At 50.7% G+C, this 18,514-nt stretch carries 18 protein-coding genes; 12 read left to right on the plus strand and 6 right to left on the minus strand.

What is annotated here, in order from left to right; genetic code table 11:
- Nucleotides 1–127: 127 nt before the first annotated feature.
- Entirely contained in the window at nt 128–391 is a 264-nt protein-coding gene (locus GBAG_RS19950; RefSeq protein ID WP_167333350.1) for a hypothetical protein, read from the plus strand.
- Nucleotides 392–426: 35 nt separating this feature from the next.
- On the opposite strand, the gene GBAG_RS19955 is transcribed toward GBAG_RS19950, so the two are convergent.
- Nucleotides 427–1,383: a LacI family DNA-binding transcriptional regulator gene (locus tag GBAG_RS19955; protein WP_034499584.1), complete on the minus strand. Its 957-nt coding sequence runs from the start codon at nt 1,381–1,383 to the stop codon at nt 427–429.
- Nucleotides 1,384–1,678: 295 nt separating this feature from the next.
- Between GBAG_RS19955 and GBAG_RS19960 the strand changes: the two genes are divergently transcribed.
- The 4 genes from GBAG_RS19960 (at nt 1,679) to GBAG_RS19975 (ending at nt 5,232) form a co-directional block, all read left to right on the plus strand.
- Nucleotides 1,679–1,993, plus strand: coding sequence for a PTS sugar transporter subunit IIB (locus GBAG_RS19960; protein WP_034499586.1), 315 nt, complete (start codon nt 1,679–1,681; stop codon nt 1,991–1,993).
- 13 nt (nt 1,994–2,006) lie between these two features.
- Nucleotides 2,007–3,332, plus strand: coding sequence for a PTS sugar transporter subunit IIC (locus GBAG_RS19965; RefSeq protein WP_034499588.1), 1,326 nt, complete (start codon nt 2,007–2,009; stop codon nt 3,330–3,332).
- Nucleotides 3,333–3,363: 31 nt separating this feature from the next.
- On the plus strand, nt 3,364–3,666 hold the full coding sequence (locus GBAG_RS19970; RefSeq protein WP_147295614.1) for a PTS lactose/cellobiose transporter subunit IIA: 303 nt from the start codon (nt 3,364–3,366) through the stop codon (nt 3,664–3,666).
- 186 nt (nt 3,667–3,852) lie between these two features.
- Complete coding sequence (locus GBAG_RS19975) at nt 3,853–5,232, plus strand: carbohydrate porin (RefSeq protein WP_034499592.1); 1,380 nt, start codon at nt 3,853–3,855, stop codon at nt 5,230–5,232.
- Between the two features lie 65 nt (nt 5,233–5,297).
- Here GBAG_RS19975 and GBAG_RS19980 read toward each other — a convergent pair whose 3' ends face one another.
- Together GBAG_RS19980 and GBAG_RS19985 are read right to left on the minus strand one after the other, a co-directional pair.
- Complete coding sequence (locus tag GBAG_RS19980; protein WP_034499593.1) at nt 5,298–6,914, minus strand: STY4199 family HEPN domain-containing protein; 1,617 nt, start codon at nt 6,912–6,914, stop codon at nt 5,298–5,300.
- A gap of 96 nt (nt 6,915–7,010) precedes the next feature.
- On the minus strand, nt 7,011–8,429 hold the full coding sequence (locus GBAG_RS19985) for an aminotransferase-like domain-containing protein (RefSeq protein ID WP_034499595.1): 1,419 nt from the start codon (nt 8,427–8,429) through the stop codon (nt 7,011–7,013).
- A 177-nt stretch (nt 8,430–8,606) separates the two neighbouring features.
- Here GBAG_RS19985 and GBAG_RS22415 point away from each other — a divergent pair, with 177 nt between their 5' ends.
- The 3 genes from GBAG_RS22415 (at nt 8,607) to GBAG_RS19995 (ending at nt 9,730) form a co-directional block, all read left to right on the plus strand.
- The gene (locus GBAG_RS22415) at nt 8,607–8,780 is read left to right on the plus strand and encodes a DUF1127 domain-containing protein (RefSeq protein WP_072011222.1); all 174 of its coding nucleotides are present in this window, start codon (nt 8,607–8,609) and stop codon (nt 8,778–8,780) included.
- An 87-nt stretch (nt 8,781–8,867) separates the two neighbouring features.
- The gene (locus tag GBAG_RS19990; protein WP_034499596.1) at nt 8,868–9,197 is read left to right on the plus strand and encodes a DHCW motif cupin fold protein; all 330 of its coding nucleotides are present in this window, start codon (nt 8,868–8,870) and stop codon (nt 9,195–9,197) included.
- 5 nt (nt 9,198–9,202) lie between these two features.
- Complete coding sequence (locus GBAG_RS19995; protein WP_034499598.1) at nt 9,203–9,730, plus strand: GNAT family N-acetyltransferase; 528 nt, start codon at nt 9,203–9,205, stop codon at nt 9,728–9,730.
- A gap of 95 nt (nt 9,731–9,825) precedes the next feature.
- On the opposite strand, the gene GBAG_RS20000 is transcribed toward GBAG_RS19995, so the two are convergent.
- Complete coding sequence (locus GBAG_RS20000; RefSeq protein WP_034499600.1) at nt 9,826–10,584, minus strand: SDR family NAD(P)-dependent oxidoreductase; 759 nt, start codon at nt 10,582–10,584, stop codon at nt 9,826–9,828.
- A 119-nt stretch (nt 10,585–10,703) separates the two neighbouring features.
- Between GBAG_RS20000 and GBAG_RS20005 the strand changes: the two genes are divergently transcribed.
- The 3 genes from GBAG_RS20005 (at nt 10,704) to GBAG_RS20015 (ending at nt 14,374) form a co-directional block, all read left to right on the plus strand.
- Nucleotides 10,704–11,603, plus strand: coding sequence for a LysR family transcriptional regulator (locus GBAG_RS20005; RefSeq protein WP_034499603.1), 900 nt, complete (start codon nt 10,704–10,706; stop codon nt 11,601–11,603).
- A 55-nt stretch (nt 11,604–11,658) separates the two neighbouring features.
- On the plus strand, nt 11,659–12,726 hold the full coding sequence (yhjD, locus tag GBAG_RS20010) for an inner membrane protein YhjD (RefSeq protein WP_034499605.1): 1,068 nt from the start codon (nt 11,659–11,661) through the stop codon (nt 12,724–12,726).
- A 322-nt stretch (nt 12,727–13,048) separates the two neighbouring features.
- The gene (locus tag GBAG_RS20015; RefSeq protein ID WP_034499607.1) at nt 13,049–14,374 is read left to right on the plus strand and encodes an MFS transporter; all 1,326 of its coding nucleotides are present in this window, start codon (nt 13,049–13,051) and stop codon (nt 14,372–14,374) included.
- A gap of 55 nt (nt 14,375–14,429) precedes the next feature.
- Here the strand turns inward: GBAG_RS20015 and GBAG_RS20020 are convergent, their stop codons facing one another.
- Both GBAG_RS20020 and pdeH read right to left on the minus strand, forming a co-directional pair.
- Entirely contained in the window at nt 14,430–16,496 is a 2,067-nt protein-coding gene (locus tag GBAG_RS20020) for an AsmA family protein (RefSeq protein ID WP_034499609.1), read from the minus strand.
- Between the two features lie 65 nt (nt 16,497–16,561).
- Nucleotides 16,562–17,335: a cyclic-guanylate-specific phosphodiesterase gene (pdeH, locus tag GBAG_RS20025; protein WP_034499611.1), complete on the minus strand. Its 774-nt coding sequence runs from the start codon at nt 17,333–17,335 to the stop codon at nt 16,562–16,564.
- 232 nt (nt 17,336–17,567) lie between these two features.
- Here pdeH and kdgK point away from each other — a divergent pair, with 232 nt between their 5' ends.
- Nucleotides 17,568–18,500 carry a 2-dehydro-3-deoxygluconokinase gene (kdgK, locus tag GBAG_RS20030; RefSeq protein ID WP_034499612.1) on the plus strand — a complete coding sequence of 311 codons (933 nt, stop codon included), beginning with the start codon at nt 17,568–17,570 and terminating at the stop codon, nt 18,498–18,500.
- Nucleotides 18,501–18,514: the final 14 nt, after the last annotated feature.

Here is an 18,514-nt window from a genome sequence, read left to right on the forward strand (position 1 = left end):
TATAAAAACTTTCCAGATGAAACTTTAATTATATTTTAACTGATTTGGTTACATTCAGATGCAACTGCCACATCTATACTCTTCAGATTGTATTCATTTGAAATTTTATATTTGCAGAGTGCCTCATATGAAAAGTAAATCGTCGATAATCATGGGTGTTATGGCGGGCATTTTTATGTTCTCCACGCTTTCCATCAACAATGCTTACGCCACAGAACAAGGCCAGCAACGCCGCCAGGCAAGGGATGTTCGCCAGGATACCCGTCAGGACTCGCGTCATGACAAGCGTGAATGTGTAGTTAACGATAGCAAAAGCAACAGTGATTGCCGCCAGGATAAGCGCCAAAGCAAGCAAAATGGCCGTGAAGAAGCGCGAGATATTAAATACTAACAACTAAGCCATACCCTTGCCGGGTATGGCTTTTTTTATTTCCGGCTCGCCATGTCAGGAATAATCAAATCACCACGCAGTACGTTCGAACCCAAAGCACTTTGGGTTTTCTCGGTCAACCATGTCACGATTCTTGCCGCCATCGCATCCATTGAATATTCAATGGCGGGAATGGTTGGAATCCCCGGCAGATGCAGTGAACCCGCCAGGCTAAACACCATAATGTCTTTCGGAACAGATTTATTAAACGCCTGCAATTGCGGAATGATGCGCTGTGCTTCCTGCTCATCAGCAACTAATAACGCGTTGAAATTCAATGTTGTGCTGTTATTGAGCAGCACCTGGAGCGCAACAGATGAAGACGTTGAATCCATAAATATCAGGTTGCGGTTAAAAGGCAGGAAATTGTTTTCCAGCGCGCGCTTATAACCCAACAGAATTTGATCAACCGACCCGCAGGAATCAGGGTTGATGACCGCAATCTGCCTTCTTCCCTGCTTAATCAAATAATTACAGGCCGTTTCAGCAGCAAAAGCGTGATCAAAATTAATGCTGTTACTGGAATCAACATCCACGCAATCGACAAGAATGACATTCTCCTGGTCGATATTGAGCGGGAAACGTGCGCCGATAATCAGCACGTCATCACACAGCCCACAGGTCAGCTCATCAAGAGCATGTATGACCTCCGCTTTACTGTTCGCAAAACGCAGCAGCAGGTGTTTTTGATGTTGGCTAAGATGTTTCTCCAGCGCGTAAAGATAACCCGTGGTCTGGTTGATATTTTCCTGCGCGCAAATCACGCCAATGCAGCCGGTAGACTGGCTGAGTAGTGATTGCGCAATCATATTTGGACGGTAACGCAGCTCCTCAGCCGCTTTCAGCACGGCCAGGCGACTTGCTTCCTTCACTCCGCGAGATCCACTCAACACCCGTGATACTGTGGCTTTAGAAACCCCAGCTAAACGCGATACATCATTGATTGTAGACATCATTTTCCTTTATCAGGCTGTGGTTCATGCCTGTTTGTCCTGAATACAACTTCGGCTCAGATGGTAGCCAATTTCAGTATAGTCGTTTCCATTTTTGATGGAAACCGATTTTCCACATGATGTCCAAACGATACATTCACCAAACAATTTTGTGATGACGATCCAATAAGTAATGCCGATAAAGACGGGATCTTGATGGGTGTCACAGATCTGTTTGCTGCGGATGGAAAACGGTTTCCATAAAGTATCAAATCATTTCCGCAATACTTTATTTACATTTTGAGGATGAGTGTTAATGGTCAAGATTATGTTGTGTTGTTCCGCCGGAATGTCCACCAGCCTGCTGGTTAAAAAGATGCTGACAGTGGCTGAAGAACGAGGAATGCCTGTAGAAATAGAGGCTTACGGCGTGGCTGAGTTTGATGTGCAGTTCCCGCGTTATCAAGTGGTGCTGCTCGGGCCACAGGTAAAATATATGTTAAGTACGCTTTCAGAAAAAACCGCCTCTCACGGTATTCCGGTTCAGGCCATCGACATGATGGATTACGGCATGCAGCGTGGCGATAAAGTGCTGGATTATGCTCTGTCGCTTATCGAAGCGGCTCACTAAAAGGGTTATTCATATGAGTTCGCTATATCAATCCATGGTGACGGTGATTGAGCAATCCATCACTCCGTTGGCGGGTCGTCTGGGGCAACAAAAGTACGTGATCGCGATTCGTGATGGGTTCACCGCAGCCCTGCCGTTCATGATTATTGGCTCTTTTATGCTGGTGTTTATATTCCCGCCATTCTCCGCTGATACCACTATCGGTTTTGCTCGTGCATGGCTGGATTTCTCTCAGACTTACCGTGAACAGCTGATGCTGCCGTTTAACCTGAGCATGGGCGTGATGACGTTTTTCATCTCAGTGGGCATTGGCGCAAGTCTCGGGCGACAGTTTAATCTCGACCCGGTGATGTCCGGCCTGCTGGCCTTTATGGCATTTTTGCTGGTTGCAGCACCGTATGCCGACGGCAAAATTTCGACTCAATATCTTTCAGGCCAGGGCATTTTCACCGCGCTGATTACGTCGATTTACTCCACGCGTATTTATGCCTGGCTTAAAGAAAACAAAATCACCATTCGCCTGCCAAAAGAAGTGCCAACTGGCGTTGCACGTTCGTTTGAAATTTTGATTCCGGTAGTCGTCATTATCGGCACGCTGCATCCGCTGAACTTATTCATCGAAGCGCAAACCGGCATGATTATGCCGCAAGCGATTATGCACCTGCTGGCACCGCTGGTTTCCGCATCCGATTCCTTACCCGCCATTTTATTGTCCGTGTTGCTGTGCCAGATTTTTTGGTTCTCTGGTATCCACGGCTCGCTGATTGTCACCGGCATCATGAACCCGTTCTGGATGACAAACCTGGCAGCAAACCAGGCCGCGCTGGCTGCGGGAACCGCATTGCCACATATTTATCTGCAAGGTTTCTGGGATCACTATCTGCTCATTGGCGGCGTCGGTTCCACATTGCCACTCGCCTTCTTATTGCTGCGCAGCAAAGTGACGCACCTGCGTACCATCGGGAAAATGGGCATCGTTCCAAGCTTCTTTAATATCAACGAACCGATTCTTTTCGGTGCGCCAATTATCATGAACCCATTGCTGTTTATTCCGTTTATTTGCGTCCCAATGGTCAACGCCGTGTTGGCTTACACCGCAACTAAACTGGGCTGGCTGGCACAAGTCGTCTCCCTGACTCCATGGACAACTCCGGCACCGATTGGCGCATCGTGGGCGACAAACTGGGCCTTTAGTCCGGTCGTGATGTGTGTGATTTGCATGGTCGTTTCTACCATAATTTATCTGCCATTCCTGCGCGCTTACGAGCGTTCATTGCAGAAAACTGCAGCAGAAAATGAAGCACGTTCACCTCTGACAGAAACGGCTATCAGCAATTAATAACCGCCGTCTAATAACTCTGGAATTAATGATGATTGAATTAGAAGAAGCCGTAATGGAAATAATTATGAATGCCGGGCAGTCGCGCAGTTTGTGTTTTGAAGCGCTGCATTCTGCACGACAAGGAAATATCGAAGAAGCCAAACTGTTATTACTGGAAGCCGATGGTTACGCGCGCGAAGCTCATAAAATGCAAACCAAATTGATTGAGCAAGATGCAGGCGAAGCCAAACAGCCTATGACGCTAATTATGGTGCATGCTCAGGATCACCTGATGACATCAATGTTAGCGCGCGAGCTTTCAAACGAAATCATTCATTTATATCAGCGCTAAGTATTACGTAAAAAACAATAATATTACCTCTGGCAGGGAGAGATCATTACGTAAATAATTTTAATTAAGTCCAATCCGATGAAAGTATAAATAAAGATAAATATGTTTGGGTAATAGAGCTTTCTCTATTAACCCTGAACAGGATATTTATTGTCTGAAAAAATAAATTACTAAATTGAGATTATAATGAAATTAATTAAACAGCTTCCATTAACAATGGCGGTTATCGCCGCGCTTTGCCCAATTTCTGTACTCGCACAAGAACCAATGACTCAAGAACAAATTGATCAAATCGTGGCGAAAGCGGTGGATAAAGCCCTGGCCGACCGCGATGCGAAAATAGAAGCCGCACGACTTAATAGAACCGATACCCTGGTTACGCCTCAGGTTCCCACCACGCCAGATATGTCTGTTCCGTTGGGGCTTAAATTCACCGGTTATGCCCGCTACGGGGCGCATTTCCAGGCGGGAGATCAAAAATACATTGGCGTTGATGGTTCCTATAACGGCTCCTCCGCAATTGGTCGTTTAGGTAACGAAGGCAACGGCGGCGAATTTCAGCTCACCAAAATCATTAAAGCCGATAACGGGGCCATCTGGGATATTGGCGTGATGATTGACCACTGGGGCGATGAAGTTAACCTGAAAAAAGCCTATGCGGGCGTCACTAATCTTTTTGAAGCACAGCCAAATGCTTATTTCTGGGCGGGTCGTGACTTCCATCAGCGTCCACAACAAGGCATCAACGACTACTTCTGGATGAACCACGATGGGCAAGGTGCGGGGGTGAAGAGCCTCGATCTCGGCTTTGCACAACTGGATATCGCGGCGGTTGCCGCCGTCGATCAGTGTGACCCTGAAATGATTGAAGACGGTGATAACCCGTCGCGCATCTCGTGTACTGGCGGTTCCGGCACCGGTGATAAAGGCAACTACGCGGCGACATCAAAACTGCACGGCATCAAATTTGGCCCAATTGATTTCGAGCTGTACGCCAACTATGGTTTTGATTCCAAAGCCATCGACAGCGACGAACGCTCCAAAGCCTGGCAGGCCGCCGTGGTGTTAAGCCACACCGGCGACAATGGGGTGAACAAAATTATCACCCGTTATTCTGACCATTCAGACAACAGCGTTTATAACAAAACCAATGGCCTGCACACCGTTTATGCCAGCTTCGAGGGGAACTATAAGTTCACTCAACAAGCGCAGATTGAATATCTGCTCGCCTTCCACGATTACGACAATGATGATCTGACCCAGGATAACCGCCGCAACTATGGCGCTATTGTTCGTCCGATGTATTTCTGGAACGACATACATTCCACCTGGCTTGAAGCGGGTTATCAGCGCGTAGATTACGAAAACGACGGTGATAACAAAGGCTGGAAACTGACCCTCTCACAGAACATTTCCATCGCGATGGGACCAGAGTTCCGACCAATGCTGCGTTTCTATGTCACTGGCGGTCAGGTGGATAACAACCACACCACGCGTATCGCGGGCGAGCCAAATACCCAGCTTGATTCGTTCAACGTCGGCGCGATGTGGGAAGCCTGGTGGTAATCAGGATAAGGGCTTTGTAAGTCGTTGTAGGGCGGATAAGCGTTAGCGCCATCCGCCATTTTCACTCACCGCATCGCGTTATAAATGGCCTGCTGAATATCAACTGCACGTTTTTCCTCGGCAATGCCCTGCTCGTCTTTACGCTGTTGTTGCGCATTCAGTCGCAGTTTCGCTCTGTCCAGATCCTCTTTCTGCCGCTTGACAGTTCCAGGTGAAGTACAAAAAGTTTGCAGGAATTGTTTGCGCAGTGAAGTCAGATTTTGCCCGTCGTTCATCGCCTGGCTAAGGGTTCTCACCATGCGCCGACACGGGCGTTCCTCGTCCATCTGCGAGCGGTATTGCAGCAAAATATTAAGCGCGTCGCGGTAATCTCCCGCCAGCGCAGATTCGGTGAAATACACTTTCCAGTTCATGCCACCTAACATAAACAGGCGCACCACGGTGGCATCTCCGCGCTCAATGGCCGAGCGCAAATTCCCCTCTTCCCAGGTGATGCCAATATTCGCCAGCTTCTCACGCGCGCTTTCCGTTTCCGGAAGCGAATCAAGTGCTGTGATTTTCGCCGGAGTGCTTTTCGCCTCGGCAGGCTTATTGGTGACATCACTCAGATAATACATACCGAAAATAGCCGCGCTAAGGGCCGTAACACCGGCCACGCACCACAGAACCATGCGCAAGGTTTCGCCAGTGTCCTGTTTGCTTTTGGCTTTGTGTGAGTCGGGGCGTTCGATGGCATCACGCACTTCTTCGCTATCGCGGCCCATGGCCTGATATTTTTTGCGCGCCAGGGCGAGATAATCCTGCAATGCGGCATCCTCTACCGCCAGCAACGCCGCCGGGTTCACTTTCGCTCGCCCTTCATCAAACGCCCGCTGAATAGCCGCCGTGCTTTCCTGGTGATAACTCTCAAGCAAAGCGAGCTGTACCGAGGTTAATGTCTTTTGCGCCACCAGATCGTTGCGAATTTCGCGTACATCATCGAGAAAAGTTTGCAGCGTTTTGCGTGGATCAATGAGCAAACTCAGGTGTGTGGAGTCCTGAAACAATCCGGCGTAATGGTTGGCGTACTCTTTTTTATCAACCACCATTAATGCCAACTCACTAAAACGCATTCCGCTGACAATATCGCCCCGATCGCCATTCTTCAGCCAACGGCGCACGCAATCTGCGCCAAATTGCGATTTGAGTTTATGCACCAGATTCGCCTGGCTCGGGTAGCTTTGATTGACCAGGCCTTTGAGCATCAACTCCAGCGCGCACATCTGGCGTGCCGCTTTCTGCTGCCGGGCGTCGTCATTACTTTCAATTTCACTCAAATACCCGAGCAGCGGCTGCTTTGCCCGTACATGCTCGAGATAACTGACAAAACGTAACGCCGCGATGAGCTGATTGTGACTGACTTCCTGGCCGCTTTCATACTCCGGCACCAACTGCTGCAAATGGCGCAGCAACAGCGTGAAATGCGAGATTTCGGCGTCATTAAGATTTAAGCGTTTTGCCACCGCCATCCAGCTTCCAAGCACCTGTCTGGCTTGTTCGAGCTGTTGAAAAAACCATTGGGGATCTTTCCCTTCGGCAGCTTTGATTGTAAGAAGTGGCAGGATTTGCAATGACGCCTGGCGAATCACACTCAGGCAAGTCTCGAACTTTTCCCGCATCAGCAACTGTGCAGCGCTGGTCATGATTTTCCTTTTTGAATAAGGCGCGAGTCACGACGCCATTGCACAGAATGTTAGCGTAGCCGGAGTGGAAGCAATGGCGATAAAAGACCAGGGAAATTAATCATTTTCAAAAATATCGCTGATCACCTCGCCCAATTTTCGCAGCGCGGTTTCGGTCGCATCATTGAATGGCAACGCGTAGTTCAGGCGCATACAGTTGCGATATTTCCCGGAAGCGGAAAGCAGTGACCCCACCGCAATCCGAATATTGTGCTCACGAAGTGTTTCAATAATCGGCACGATATCAATGTGTTCCGGTAGCTCTATCCACATCAGGAAACCGCCTTGCGGACGAGAAACACAAATACCGCACGGGAAATAGTGGCGCACCCAGCAGGTGAAAATGTCGAGATTACGTTGATAGTGTTGGCGCATACGCCGCAGATGGCGATGGTAATGGCCGTTACGCACAAATTCAGCGACCGCCATTTGCGTAAAGGTCGTGGTGCTGCCGGTCACGATATATTTCATATGCATCGCGCGGTCAAAATAGCGCCCCGGCACAATCCAGCCCACCCGCAAACCCGGCGCTAACGTTTTGGAAAATGAACTGCACAGCAACACGCGCCCATCGACATCGAGCGATTTTATGGTCATCGGGCGCGGATATTCATACGCCAGCTCGCCATAAACATCATCTTCAATGATGGCGATATCAAAGCGTTGCGCCAGGTTCAGCACCGCTTTTTTACGCGCATCGGGCATGATAAACCCGAGAGGATTGTTGCACGTAGGAACCAAAATCACCGCTTTGATTGGCCACTGTTCCAGCGCCAGCTCCAGCGCTTCAACACTAATCCCCGTTTCAGAATCCGTTGGTATTTCAATCACTTTAATGCCAAATGCACGCAGCATTTGCATGGTGCCGTGGAAACAAGGCGACTCAACCGCCACAATATCTCCCGCCTCGCACACCGCACGAATCGCAATCGACAGGGCTTCATGGCAACCGGTGGTGACAACAATGTCATCCGGCGTGACGACACAACCGCTATCGAGCATCAGACGTGCAATTTGTTCGCGCAGCACGCGCTTACCGTTAATACAGTCATAGCCCAAAACTTCGGCTTCCTGATATTGCACAATACGGCCCATTTCACGCCACAACGGTTTAATCGTTGAATGGGTCACGTCCGGGAATCCACTGCCAAACGCGATGCTGCCGCCATCTTCCCTGCCGGTGAGCTGTTCAAGCACCGCATCCCATTGCGTAATTTCTACCGGACGTTGCGTAGGACGAGTCAGCGGTGGCACGGGCGGTAAGGATTTGCGCGGCGTAACAAAATAGCCGGAGCGCGGTTGCGGAGAAATAAGCTGGCGGTCTTCAAGAATATGATAAGCCTGCTGTACAGTGCTGATACTGACGCCGTGTTCGCTACTCAGGTTGCGCACCGATGGCAGGCGTTCTCCACTGCGATACAACCCTTGTTCGATGCGTTCTGCCAGCAAAGTGGCAAGATGTTGGTAGCGCGTCATGCTGTATCCTCTCAATTCACCATACAGACGGAAAAACCAGTACAGAATGGCGGAGAATCCCCCACTCAGATCTTGTTTTAGCGCGTCTGTATGTTAAATAAAAGTTATATTTGCGTCTGCCTGCGATCTGTATGGCGGCGCATGATTGTTCCCATCGACACGATGAGGAGCAACACCATGGGCTTTGAAGAGAACCGTCCGCACAAACCATTTTATGGCTTTGTGATGATTTACCAATATTTCCGCCAAAGAAGGTTACTGCGCCAGACAGAGCGCACTTTAAAGGGGCTGAGCAAAGAACAATTAAAAGATATTGGGCTGACGACGGATGACATATCACACTGGAAATAACTCTCAATAACGGCGCGTAAATATGGCGCCGTTATTTTTTTGCTGATATCAATTAAAGGACACCTGCAAAAAATAATAAGGAAAACCATGCGCATTACTGACCTGCCTTTTAATACGACCGACTGGACTACACTCACCCCCACCGAACATCCGGGCATCACCGGGAAAGCGTTGTGGCGCACACAACAGTTTGGGGAAATCCGGGTACGCATGGTGGAGTACACCGCCGGATATCTTGCGGATCACTGGTGCCAGAAAGGCCATGTCTTATTTTGCCTGGCGGGAGAGTTACAGACTGAGCTGGAAGATGGGCGCTTGTTTACCTTAAAACCCGGCATGAGTTATCAGGTGGCGGATAACGCCGAACCACATCGTTCATCAACGGCTATCGGCGCAACGCTGTTTATCGTGGACTAAAAACCATGTTTCCACTCGTGACTTCCAGACTCAATTTAACGCAAATTACCGAACAAGAATGGCCATTATTCTTGCGCTTGCAGCAAGACCCCGACGTCATGCGTTATGTTTCAGATAATCGACAGGAAGCTGAGATTCGCCAAATTTTTAATGCTCGCCTGGTGCGCTGGGAAATTCACAGCCGCCACTGGCTTTGCCTTGTTATGCGCGATAAACACAGCGGCGTGCCGATGGGTTTCACCGGTTTTGTGCGTAGCGATGACGAGATGGCGGAAGTGGGTTTTATTCTTGATCCCGTGTTTCACGGGCAGGGCTACGGATTTGAATCGCTTCATGCGGTAAGCAAATTTGCGTTCGAAAAGTGCCGGATGCGCAGGCTGACCGCGACAGTTACCGTCGGGAATATCGGTTCTAAAAAGACGTTGGAAAAGGTGGGCTTTAAGCAGGAAGGCATTCTAAGAGAAAACTATTTTCTGGGCGATGCCTGGCAAGACGACTGGATTTTCGGTTTGCTGCGCAAAGAATTTAAATAAAACACGGTGGATGACGCTGGCGCTTATCCACCCTACGACGACGGTCTTGTAGGCCGGATAAGCGCAGCGTCATCCGGCATCAAACCTGGATATCCTTATAAGAACATGCCACCAGAAACTTCAATGCGCTGCGCGTTCATCCAGCCGCTCTCATCGCTGAGAAGTACGGCAATGGCATTGCCGATATCATCCGGCTGCCCCACGCGCCCCAGCGCAGTTTGCGCCGCAATAGCATTGGCAACCTGTTCGTTGTCGCGCACCACACCACCGCCGAAATCAGTCGCGATGGCACCCGGCGCAATAATGTTTACCGAAATCCCACGCGCTCCCAGCTCTTTGGCCTGGTATTTAGTCAGCACTTCCATTGCGCCTTTCATCGCGGCATAAGCCGCTTTGCCCGGCAGCGCAAAACGTGTCAGCCCGGTAGAAACGTTGAGGATTCGCCCGCCGTTTTTAATCAGTGGCAACAGGTGCTGGGTCAGGAAGAATGGCCCCTTCAAATGGATGTTCATTAAATCATCAAATTGTTCTTCTGTTGTTTTTTCAAACAGCGCATCAAGGCCGGTTCCTGCGTTGTTCAATAAATAATCAAAAGAATCACGCTGCCAAACGTCGTGCAGTTGTTGCTTCACTTCCTGAGCAAACGCAGCAAAACCCGCGCTTTCGGCGACATTCAATTGAATTGCCACGGCTTTCACGCCAATTAGCTCAATTTCACGAACCACATCCCGCGCTTCTTGCTGCTTGCTGTTGTAAGTCAGAATAATGTTCACGCCACGCGCAGCCAGTTTCAATGCTGCGTTTTTACCTAATCCACGGCTGCCGCCGGTCACTAATGCGATTGTTTGACTCATGATTTGCCCCTTTGATGGCTGTCAGGTGATTGAGGTGAAGCTTATTAGCTGCTACAAGATCAATAAAGGGTGCTGGTTGCGCATCACTGTTTCACTCACAACAACAATGTGGAAATAAAGTGGATAAAATACACGCAATGCAACTGTTCATCAGAGTGACAGAACTGGAGAGTTTCTCCCGCGCCGCCGATACTCTGGGCCTTCCTAAAGGTAGCGTATCGCGCCAAATTCAGGCGCTAGAAGGCATGCTAGGAACAAGGTTATTACATCGAACGACGCGACGAGTGCAGCTGACACAAGACGGCATGGTGTATTACGAGCGCTGTCGTGACTTGCTGGCGAATCTCGACGAGCTGGACGGGCTTTTTTTGCAGGATCCAAAAAGTGTCAGCGGCCGATTACGCGTGGATATGCCCGTTGGCGTGGCTAAAAACCTCGTTATCCCGAGGCTCCCGGCATTTTTGCAGCAATACCCTGGCATTGAACTTGAACTCAGCAGCAGCGATCGCATGGTTGATGTGGTGCGCGAAGGGTTCGACTGCGTGGTGCGCGTCGGGCAGCTCAAAGACTCAGGCCAGGTGGCGCGGCCACTCGGGAAACTCACCTTAATTAACTGCGCCAGCCCGGATTATCTGGCGCGTTTCGGTTATCCGGAAAGCCTCGATGATTTAACCTCGCACGCCGTCGTGCATTACGCGCTCAATCTCGGCAGCCGCCCGCAGGGGTTTGAAGTGTGGCAGGACAAAAACACCCGCTGGATAAAAACGGGTGGCGTGATAACGGTGAACAGCACGGAGACATATCAGGCTGCGTGCCTGGCCGGGCTGGGGATTATTCAGGTGCCACGCATCGGTGTAAAAGACCTGCTTAAGAGTAAAAAACTGGTGGAGATCCTGCCGCAATATCGCGCCGAACCGATGCCTGTTTCGCTGCTTTATCCGCATCGTCGTAACCTTTCGCGTCGCGTTCATTTGTTTATGGAGTGGCTGACGGGATTGGTTAAAGGGTATGTCGATTAGCACCAGGCTATAATTTCGTGAAGAGCTTGTTTTATCTAAAGGAAAAAATAACCTGATGACTACATCGGATAATAGCGAGAAACGCCCAACTGAATCGCTCGATTATGAGCCTGTCGCCAAATTTCAGACGCAACCTAAACCCGAACCTACCGCGCCTGAGAAACCCGATGAATCGGAGCCATTGGTCAATATCAAGACAAAAAATGAGACGGTTAATCATACGATTGCCGGTGTCAATAAAGCCGCGAAACGCCCGATGGTCGCGCATCTTTTACGTGCCACCGAGCGGTTTAATGACCGCATGGGCAATCAGTTTGGCGCAGCCATCACCTATTTTTCATTCCTGTCTCTGATTCCGATTCTGATGGTAGCGTTCGCCGCCGCCGGTTATATCCTCGCCTCACACCCCACACTGCTCGAAGAGATTTTCGAAAAAATCCTCACCAACGTTAGCGAGCCAACACTTGCCGCCACGCTGAAGAACACCATCAATACTGCGGTGCAACAGCGTACAACCGTTGGCCTGGTCGGCCTGCTGATTGCGCTCTATTCCGGCATTAACTGGATGGGCAATTTGCGTGAAGCTGTGCGTGCTCAGTCGCGGGAAAAGTGGGAAAGGAACCCGCATGATCAGGAGAAATTTTGGGTAAAGTATCTGCGTGATTTAGTGTCGCTAATTGGTTTGTTGGTCGCGCTGATTGTGACGCTTTCTATCACGTCGGTTGCCGGTTCAGCCCAGGCATTCCTGATAACTCTTTTGCGTCTGGATGGTATCGAATGGTTAAAACCGGTTTGGCATTTAGTCGGGTTAGCGATCTCTATTTTTGCTAACTACCTGCTGTTCTTCTGGATTTTCTGGCGTCTTCCGCGCCACCGCCCACGCAAGAAAGCATTGATTCGTGGCACATTGATTGCGGCAATTGGTTTTGAGGTTATCAAAATCATCATGACTTACAGCCTGCCAAAACTGGTCAGTTCACCATCTGGTGCTGCATTTGGTTCCGTTTTAGGTTTGATGGCGTTCTTCTACTTCTTCGCCCGTCTGACGCTGTTTTGTGCCGCGTGGATAGCCACCGCACAATACAAAGATGACCCGAGAATGCCGGGTAAAACACATAGTTGATCCCCCTCTCCCTCAGGGAGAGGGCTGGGGTGAGGGTGGTATGTTTCAATGGCTCGCCCTCATCCCAACCTTCTCCCCCAGGAGAAGGAGAAAGCAACGGCCCAGCACATAAATCCAGCCTGTAACTTTTATTTAACCTAGAAGCAGTTTTATTCACTGAATTTTTATTTATGTGAAGCACGACATAGACACTTCTCTTCTGGACTAAAAATTATCCTCTTATTGCTCGTTAATCGCACAGCGCGGTGAACAAGCGTGCGTTGAAATGCACTATTTGCTGTGCGTAATATGGCCCTTCGTTCGCTATAAATAAGAAAAATCTATGCAAGCCACCATCGCAAATTCAATCAATACCGAAACAGACGCAACGCCTGTCAACTCCCGCGGAAAAGTCGTCGTTGCCTCGCTCGTCGGCACCGCCATCGAATTCTTCGATTTCTATATTTATGCCACTGCGGCGGTTATCGTTTTCCCGCATATCTTCTTCCCGCAGGGCGACCCGACAGCAGCCACGCTACAGTCGCTGGCTACCTTCGCCATTGCCTTTGTGGCTCGCCCGATTGGCTCCGCGCTATTTGGCCACTTTGGCGACCGCGTAGGCCGCAAAGTGACACTGGTGGCATCACTTCTGACGATGGGTGTTTCCACCGTCGTTATCGGCCTGCTGCCGAGCTACGAAAGTATTGGCGTTCTGGCTCCCATGCTGCTGGCATTAGCTCGCTTCGGACAAGGTTTGGGTCTGGGCGGTGAATGGGGTGGCGCGGCATTGCTGGCAACCGAGAACGCACCACCGCGCAAACGTGCGCTGTATGGTTCGTTCCCACAGTTGGGCGCACCCATCGGTTTCTTCTTTGCCAACGGTACCTTCCTGCTGCTTTCCTGGTTGCTGACCGACGAACAGTTCATGAGTTGGGGCTGGCGCGTACCGTTTATTCTCTCGGCAGTGCTGGTGATTATCGGCCTGTATGTGCGTGTTTCGCTGCATGAAACCCCGGTTTTCGCCAAAATTGCCAAAGCCGGTAAACAGGTGAAAGTGCCGATGGGTACGCTGCTGACTAAACACCTGAAAGCGACGATTATCGGCACATTTATCATGCTGGCGACGTACACACTGTTCTACATCATGACCGTTTACTCCATGACGTTCAGCACCGCCGCTGTACCAGTTGGCCTCGGTTTCTCGCGCAACGATGTGCTGTGGATGCTGATGATGGCGGTGATCGGGTTTGGTGTGATGGTGCCTATTGCCGGTTATCTGGCGGATAAGTTTGGCCGCCGTAAATGCATGATTGTGATCACCAGCCTGATGATTGTCTTTGCTCTGGCCGTGTTCCAGCCGCTGTTAGGCTCTGGTAATCCAACTCTGGTGATGGCATTCCTGCTGATTGGTCTGAGCCTGATGGGCTTAACGTTCGGCCCGATGGGGGCATTGCTGCCAGAGCTGTTCCCAACCGAAGTGCGTTATACCGGGGCGTCGTTCTCCTATAACGTGGCCTCGATTCTGGGCGCGTCGGTGGCACCGTATATCGCCACCTGGTTGCAGGCGAATTACGGCCTGTTCTATGTCGGTTTGTATCTGGCGGCGATGTCAGCGATTACGCTGGTTGCGCTGTTAGTGTCGAAAGAGACGCGTCATTTGTCGCTGTAGTTTATTTCCCCTCACCCCGGCCCTCTCCCTCAGGGAGAGGATTAGGGTGAGGGTGTTACTTCTTCATCTGCCCCAAAATACGGCTGCACTGATTGTCGCTGCCCTCGGAAGGTGAGATTAGCGCCAACAGTGCGGCGGCTGGCGTGACAAGCGTCGCCAGAGCTGCCGCAACCGCACCGCGCGCAATCAACGGCCCGGCTTTCACACCGGCATCCGGGTTCTTGAACGTACCGCGCACATACAGCGGCGATCGCAGCGTAATGATACGAATCCCCTTGCTCTCTGGATCGATGGTTAAATCGAGCCGCTCACTTTTAAAGTTCGTCGTCCCGGTAACGTTAATCAGCGAATTTTCAGTATCAAAGGCAAAGATACGCGGAGTCGCCACGCCATTGCGTAAATCAAGGTTTGCCGCCGCACAGTTAATCCGCACTTCGTCATCACCAAAGATTTGCCCGACGATGTAATTCCCGACGTTTAAACCGACGATTTCCATCAGGTTGCGGCTGATTAGCCCGTCGTTCATCAGCAGTTTCAGGTTGCCATCGCTGCTGCCCAAAAGTTCGGCAATGGAGTTTCCGCGCCCGCGCAACTCCGTATCGCCGTTTAGCTCACCGAGCGTTTTCTGCATCGACTCCACTTTTGGCATCAGTTGCTTGAGCTGCAAACGCCGCGCCTGAATATCCGCTCGCCCCTGCATCGGCTTTTTGTCACCTTCGAGATGGATATTGGCGCTGATGGTGCCGTTCGCCATACCGAATTTCAGCGGCTGGAGCCGCAGGTCAGCATTTTTCAAAATCACATGTGTGGATAAATTACTCAGTGGCAGCGTGCCGCTGTGTTCGATACGTCCGCCTTTAAAGCGCACGTCGGCATCCATCACGTCCCATTTATCGGTTTCAAAGCGGTCATACGGCAAAACTTTGTCGGCGGGCTGATTCGTTTTCTCGCCCTTAGCCTGCTCAGACTGTTTGCTCTGTTGCGCGCCTTTGCCCGAGTCCACGCCAATTAGCGGGCCTAAATCCGCCAGACGAAGCTGTTTAGACTCGAGATCGCCTTCCAGTTTCGGGCGCGGTTTGCCTTGCGAATAGGTGAGCGAGCCGTGAATGTCGCTGTCGCCAATGCGCCCGTTAAAGTTCTGGTAGCGGAATACCGAGCCTTTTTCGGTGTCGATTTTTGCCAGCAGGTGTCCATCCGTTTCAAACGGCGGCGTGTCCGGCAACAGCACGCCGGTTAAATCATAAAGATTGCCCAGTGAATCGCCGGAAAATTTAAGCTGTAAATCGACGCCACCCATTTTCATCGGATCGTTTATGGTGCCAATGAATGCCACACGGGAATTGCCGGAATGCACATCTGCCTGCACCGGGAAGGCGGTTTCGCCTTCGCTGCGCAGCGCTAACATTCCGCCAATTTTGCCGCTGCCTTCGAGCGGCGCGCCGTTATAACGGCCTTTCATTTTCAGGCCAAATACATAATCTGCGGCTTTTGCCGCATCTTTGCCCGTGGGTTTCTTGCCATCAATTTCGCTAAACGGCAAGGGTTTGCCCAGCGGGTCGACAAGGATTTCAATATCCGCTTTCGTGACTTTGTCGTTAACCGCGATGCGGCCTTTGTCGAACAGAATATTGTCCACTTTGAATGACCAGGCCGACGGCGGCTGGTTGGGATCTTTATTTCCGTCTGAGGCTAAATTAAACGTCCAGTTATTGTTCTTTTCTGAAAGGCGAATAATTCGCGCATCGGGCTGCACGAGCTTAATCCATGGGATATAGACGGTTTTGGTGAGTAACGCGAGCGGGGCCAGTGTCGCGTCAACGCGCGGCAGGTGAACCATCGTTACTTCAGGGATTTCAGGTGGGTTGCCGAGAATAATATCTTCGGCGTGAACGTGCGGCCAGGGCACCCAACTGCGCCAGCCCGTTTCTTCTTTGTTTCGTTCCCAAACCACGCCTAAATCGCCACGAATAGCGAACGGGCGGTTAAGTTCTGTCGAGACTTTTTGGTTGATGGTCGGTTTGAGCCGATTCCAGTCAAACGTCGCAATCACAATGATTGCCACCACAACCAACAACAATAAAACCCCGACGACACCGCTAACAATTTTTCCAGTTTTAGTCATGCCTTTCACCCTTTCCTGATGTGGCTCGCTTTAACTAAAGATAGTTGAGCGGGGCCAAAACGGCATCAGGAGAGGCGAGTTAGCACATTTTCCAACTGTTCAAAGGGGATGGGGCGAGAAAGAAAATAGCCTTGCGCGGCAAATGCGGGTGATTCTTGTACGTCACGCCATTCCGCCTCCGTCTCCACACCTTCAACAATGACGCCTTTGCAGTAGCGGTTCATCAGTTGCAGCAACATGGTGAATAAATTGCGGCCTTCGTCGCTGGTGCGCAGCATGATGAACAAATCACGGGCAACTTTGATGTAGTCATAACGCATTTCGCTGAGTGCCGAGAAGTTGGCAACGCCTGTACCAAAATCATCAAGCCAGAGCGGGCCAAACTCGTGCATTCCGGCGAGCGTCACGGCTTGCGGTTGGGTGATGTGTTCAACCAGTTCAAAACGCACCCATGGCATTTTATTGATGAGCGCCAGAATGGGCTGATGTAGCTTCATCGCCAGCAGCGTCGGGCCATCCACATTGACCGAGGCCAGAATGTCATAACCGAGGAAAATAGATTCCCATTCGGCCAGCAGATTCAGTTGCTCTTCGATAACCATCAAGCGTGAGCGGCTGGATATGGACGTGAAGTAGCGATCCGGTGGAATACGAATTTCTGGTTCGTCCGGGTGAGTGACCACCGTCAGCAGCTCTATCGCCATTAAATGACCGTCGATTTTATAGATCGGCTGGAAAGTATACTGCCGCTGGCATTGCAGCCAGAACCGCCGTTCCTGCAAACTTTCGACACTCGCTTCAAGCGTATTAAGCCGGTGAGTGATCTGCTTAAACTTCATCATGTACGTCCTGTTTACCTTGATAACTCGGATGGCTCATCGTCAAGTTATCGGCGTGGCGCATGAGAACTTTATGTTCGCTTTCAGTACAACCGCAATGAAGGAGAGTTGCTTCACATCCCTCATAAACTGCCTTAGCTCAAAGTTTTCCGAAACATCGTTTTAAATTGTTTGACTCGTTTTTAGCCGCCCATCAAACTAGCGGTAATTTCATTAATTCAGGTCTACTGCTATGCCAACGCGCAAAATCGCCGTCATCGGTGAATGTATGATTGAACTGTCGCAAAAAGGTGCGGAAGTTAGCCGCGGCTTTGGTGGCGATACCCTTAACACTTCCGTTTATATCGCTCGTCAGGTTAATGCTGACGATCTTGAAGTCCATTACGTTACGGCTCTGGGTGAAGATAACTTCAGCCAACAAATGCTCGACGCGTGGCAGCAAGAAAATGTTCACACCGAACTGACACAGCGCCTGGAGCACCGTTTGCCGGGCCTGTATTACATCGAAACCGACTCAACCGGCGAGCGTACTTTCTATTACTGGCGCAACGAAGCCGCAGCCCGTTTCTGGCTGGAGAGCGACCAGGCGCAGGCGATTTGTTCCGAACTGGCGCAGTTCGACTACTTGTATCTGAGCGGCATTAGCCTGGCGATTCTGAACGCGGCAAGCCGTGAAAAACTGATGGCGCTGCTGACTCAGTGCCGCGCTAATGGCTGCAAAGTTATCTTCGATAACAACTACCGTCCGCGCCTGTGGGCGAGCCGTGAAGAGACGCAACAGGTTTATCAGCAGATGCTGGCCTGCACCGACATCGCCTTCCTGACGCTGGATGACGAAGATTTGCTGTGGGGCGAGAAGCCGGTTGAAGAAGTCATTCACCGTACTCAAGCGGCTGGCGTGCGTGAAGTGGTTATTAAACGTGGCGCGGATTCTTGCCTGGTGGCGATTCAGGGCGAATCAACCTTAGAAGTGCCAGCGGTTAAATTACCGAAAGAAAAAGTCATTGATACCACTGCGGCGGGTGATTCTTTCAGCGCGGGTTATCTGGCGGTACGTTTGACGGGCGGCAGTGCAGAAGAAGCGGCGAAACGCGGGCATTTGACTGCGAGCACCGTGATTCAGTATCGCGGCGCGATCATTCCTAAAGAAGCGATGCCGAAGTAATAACACCCTCACCC

The organism is Buttiauxella agrestis ATCC 33320 (assembly GCF_000735355.1).
Taxonomy (GTDB): Bacteria; Pseudomonadota; Gammaproteobacteria; order Enterobacterales; family Enterobacteriaceae; genus Buttiauxella; species Buttiauxella agrestis.

Excerpts from the sequence above, each read along its gene's own strand:
- GBAG_RS19950 (WP_167333350.1), top strand. The coding sequence starts at position 128 with ATGAAAAGTAAATCGTCGATAATCATGGGTGTTATGGCGGGCATTTTT.
- GBAG_RS19955 (WP_034499584.1), bottom strand. The coding sequence starts at position 1,383 with ATGTCTACAATCAATGATGTATCGCGTTTAGCTGGGGTTTCTAAAGCC.
- GBAG_RS19960 (WP_034499586.1), top strand. The coding sequence starts at position 1,679 with ATGGTCAAGATTATGTTGTGTTGTTCCGCCGGAATGTCCACCAGCCTG.
- GBAG_RS19965 (WP_034499588.1), top strand. The coding sequence starts at position 2,007 with ATGAGTTCGCTATATCAATCCATGGTGACGGTGATTGAGCAATCCATC.
- GBAG_RS19970 (WP_147295614.1), top strand. The coding sequence starts at position 3,364 with ATGATTGAATTAGAAGAAGCCGTAATGGAAATAATTATGAATGCCGGG.
- GBAG_RS19975 (WP_034499592.1), top strand. The coding sequence starts at position 3,853 with ATGAAATTAATTAAACAGCTTCCATTAACAATGGCGGTTATCGCCGCG.
- GBAG_RS19980 (WP_034499593.1), bottom strand. The coding sequence starts at position 6,914 with ATGACCAGCGCTGCACAGTTGCTGATGCGGGAAAAGTTCGAGACTTGC.
- GBAG_RS19985 (WP_034499595.1), bottom strand. The coding sequence starts at position 8,429 with ATGACGCGCTACCAACATCTTGCCACTTTGCTGGCAGAACGCATCGAA.
- GBAG_RS22415 (WP_072011222.1), top strand. The coding sequence starts at position 8,607 with ATGGGCTTTGAAGAGAACCGTCCGCACAAACCATTTTATGGCTTTGTG.
- GBAG_RS19990 (WP_034499596.1), top strand. The coding sequence starts at position 8,868 with ATGCGCATTACTGACCTGCCTTTTAATACGACCGACTGGACTACACTC.
- GBAG_RS19995 (WP_034499598.1), top strand. The coding sequence starts at position 9,203 with ATGTTTCCACTCGTGACTTCCAGACTCAATTTAACGCAAATTACCGAA.
- GBAG_RS20000 (WP_034499600.1), bottom strand. The coding sequence starts at position 10,584 with ATGAGTCAAACAATCGCATTAGTGACCGGCGGCAGCCGTGGATTAGGT.
- yhjD (WP_034499605.1), top strand. The coding sequence starts at position 11,659 with ATGACTACATCGGATAATAGCGAGAAACGCCCAACTGAATCGCTCGAT.
- GBAG_RS20015 (WP_034499607.1), top strand. The coding sequence starts at position 13,049 with ATGCAAGCCACCATCGCAAATTCAATCAATACCGAAACAGACGCAACG.
- GBAG_RS20020 (WP_034499609.1), bottom strand. The coding sequence starts at position 16,496 with ATGACTAAAACTGGAAAAATTGTTAGCGGTGTCGTCGGGGTTTTATTG.
- pdeH (WP_034499611.1), bottom strand. The coding sequence starts at position 17,335 with ATGAAGTTTAAGCAGATCACTCACCGGCTTAATACGCTTGAAGCGAGT.
- kdgK (WP_034499612.1), top strand. The coding sequence starts at position 17,568 with ATGCCAACGCGCAAAATCGCCGTCATCGGTGAATGTATGATTGAACTG.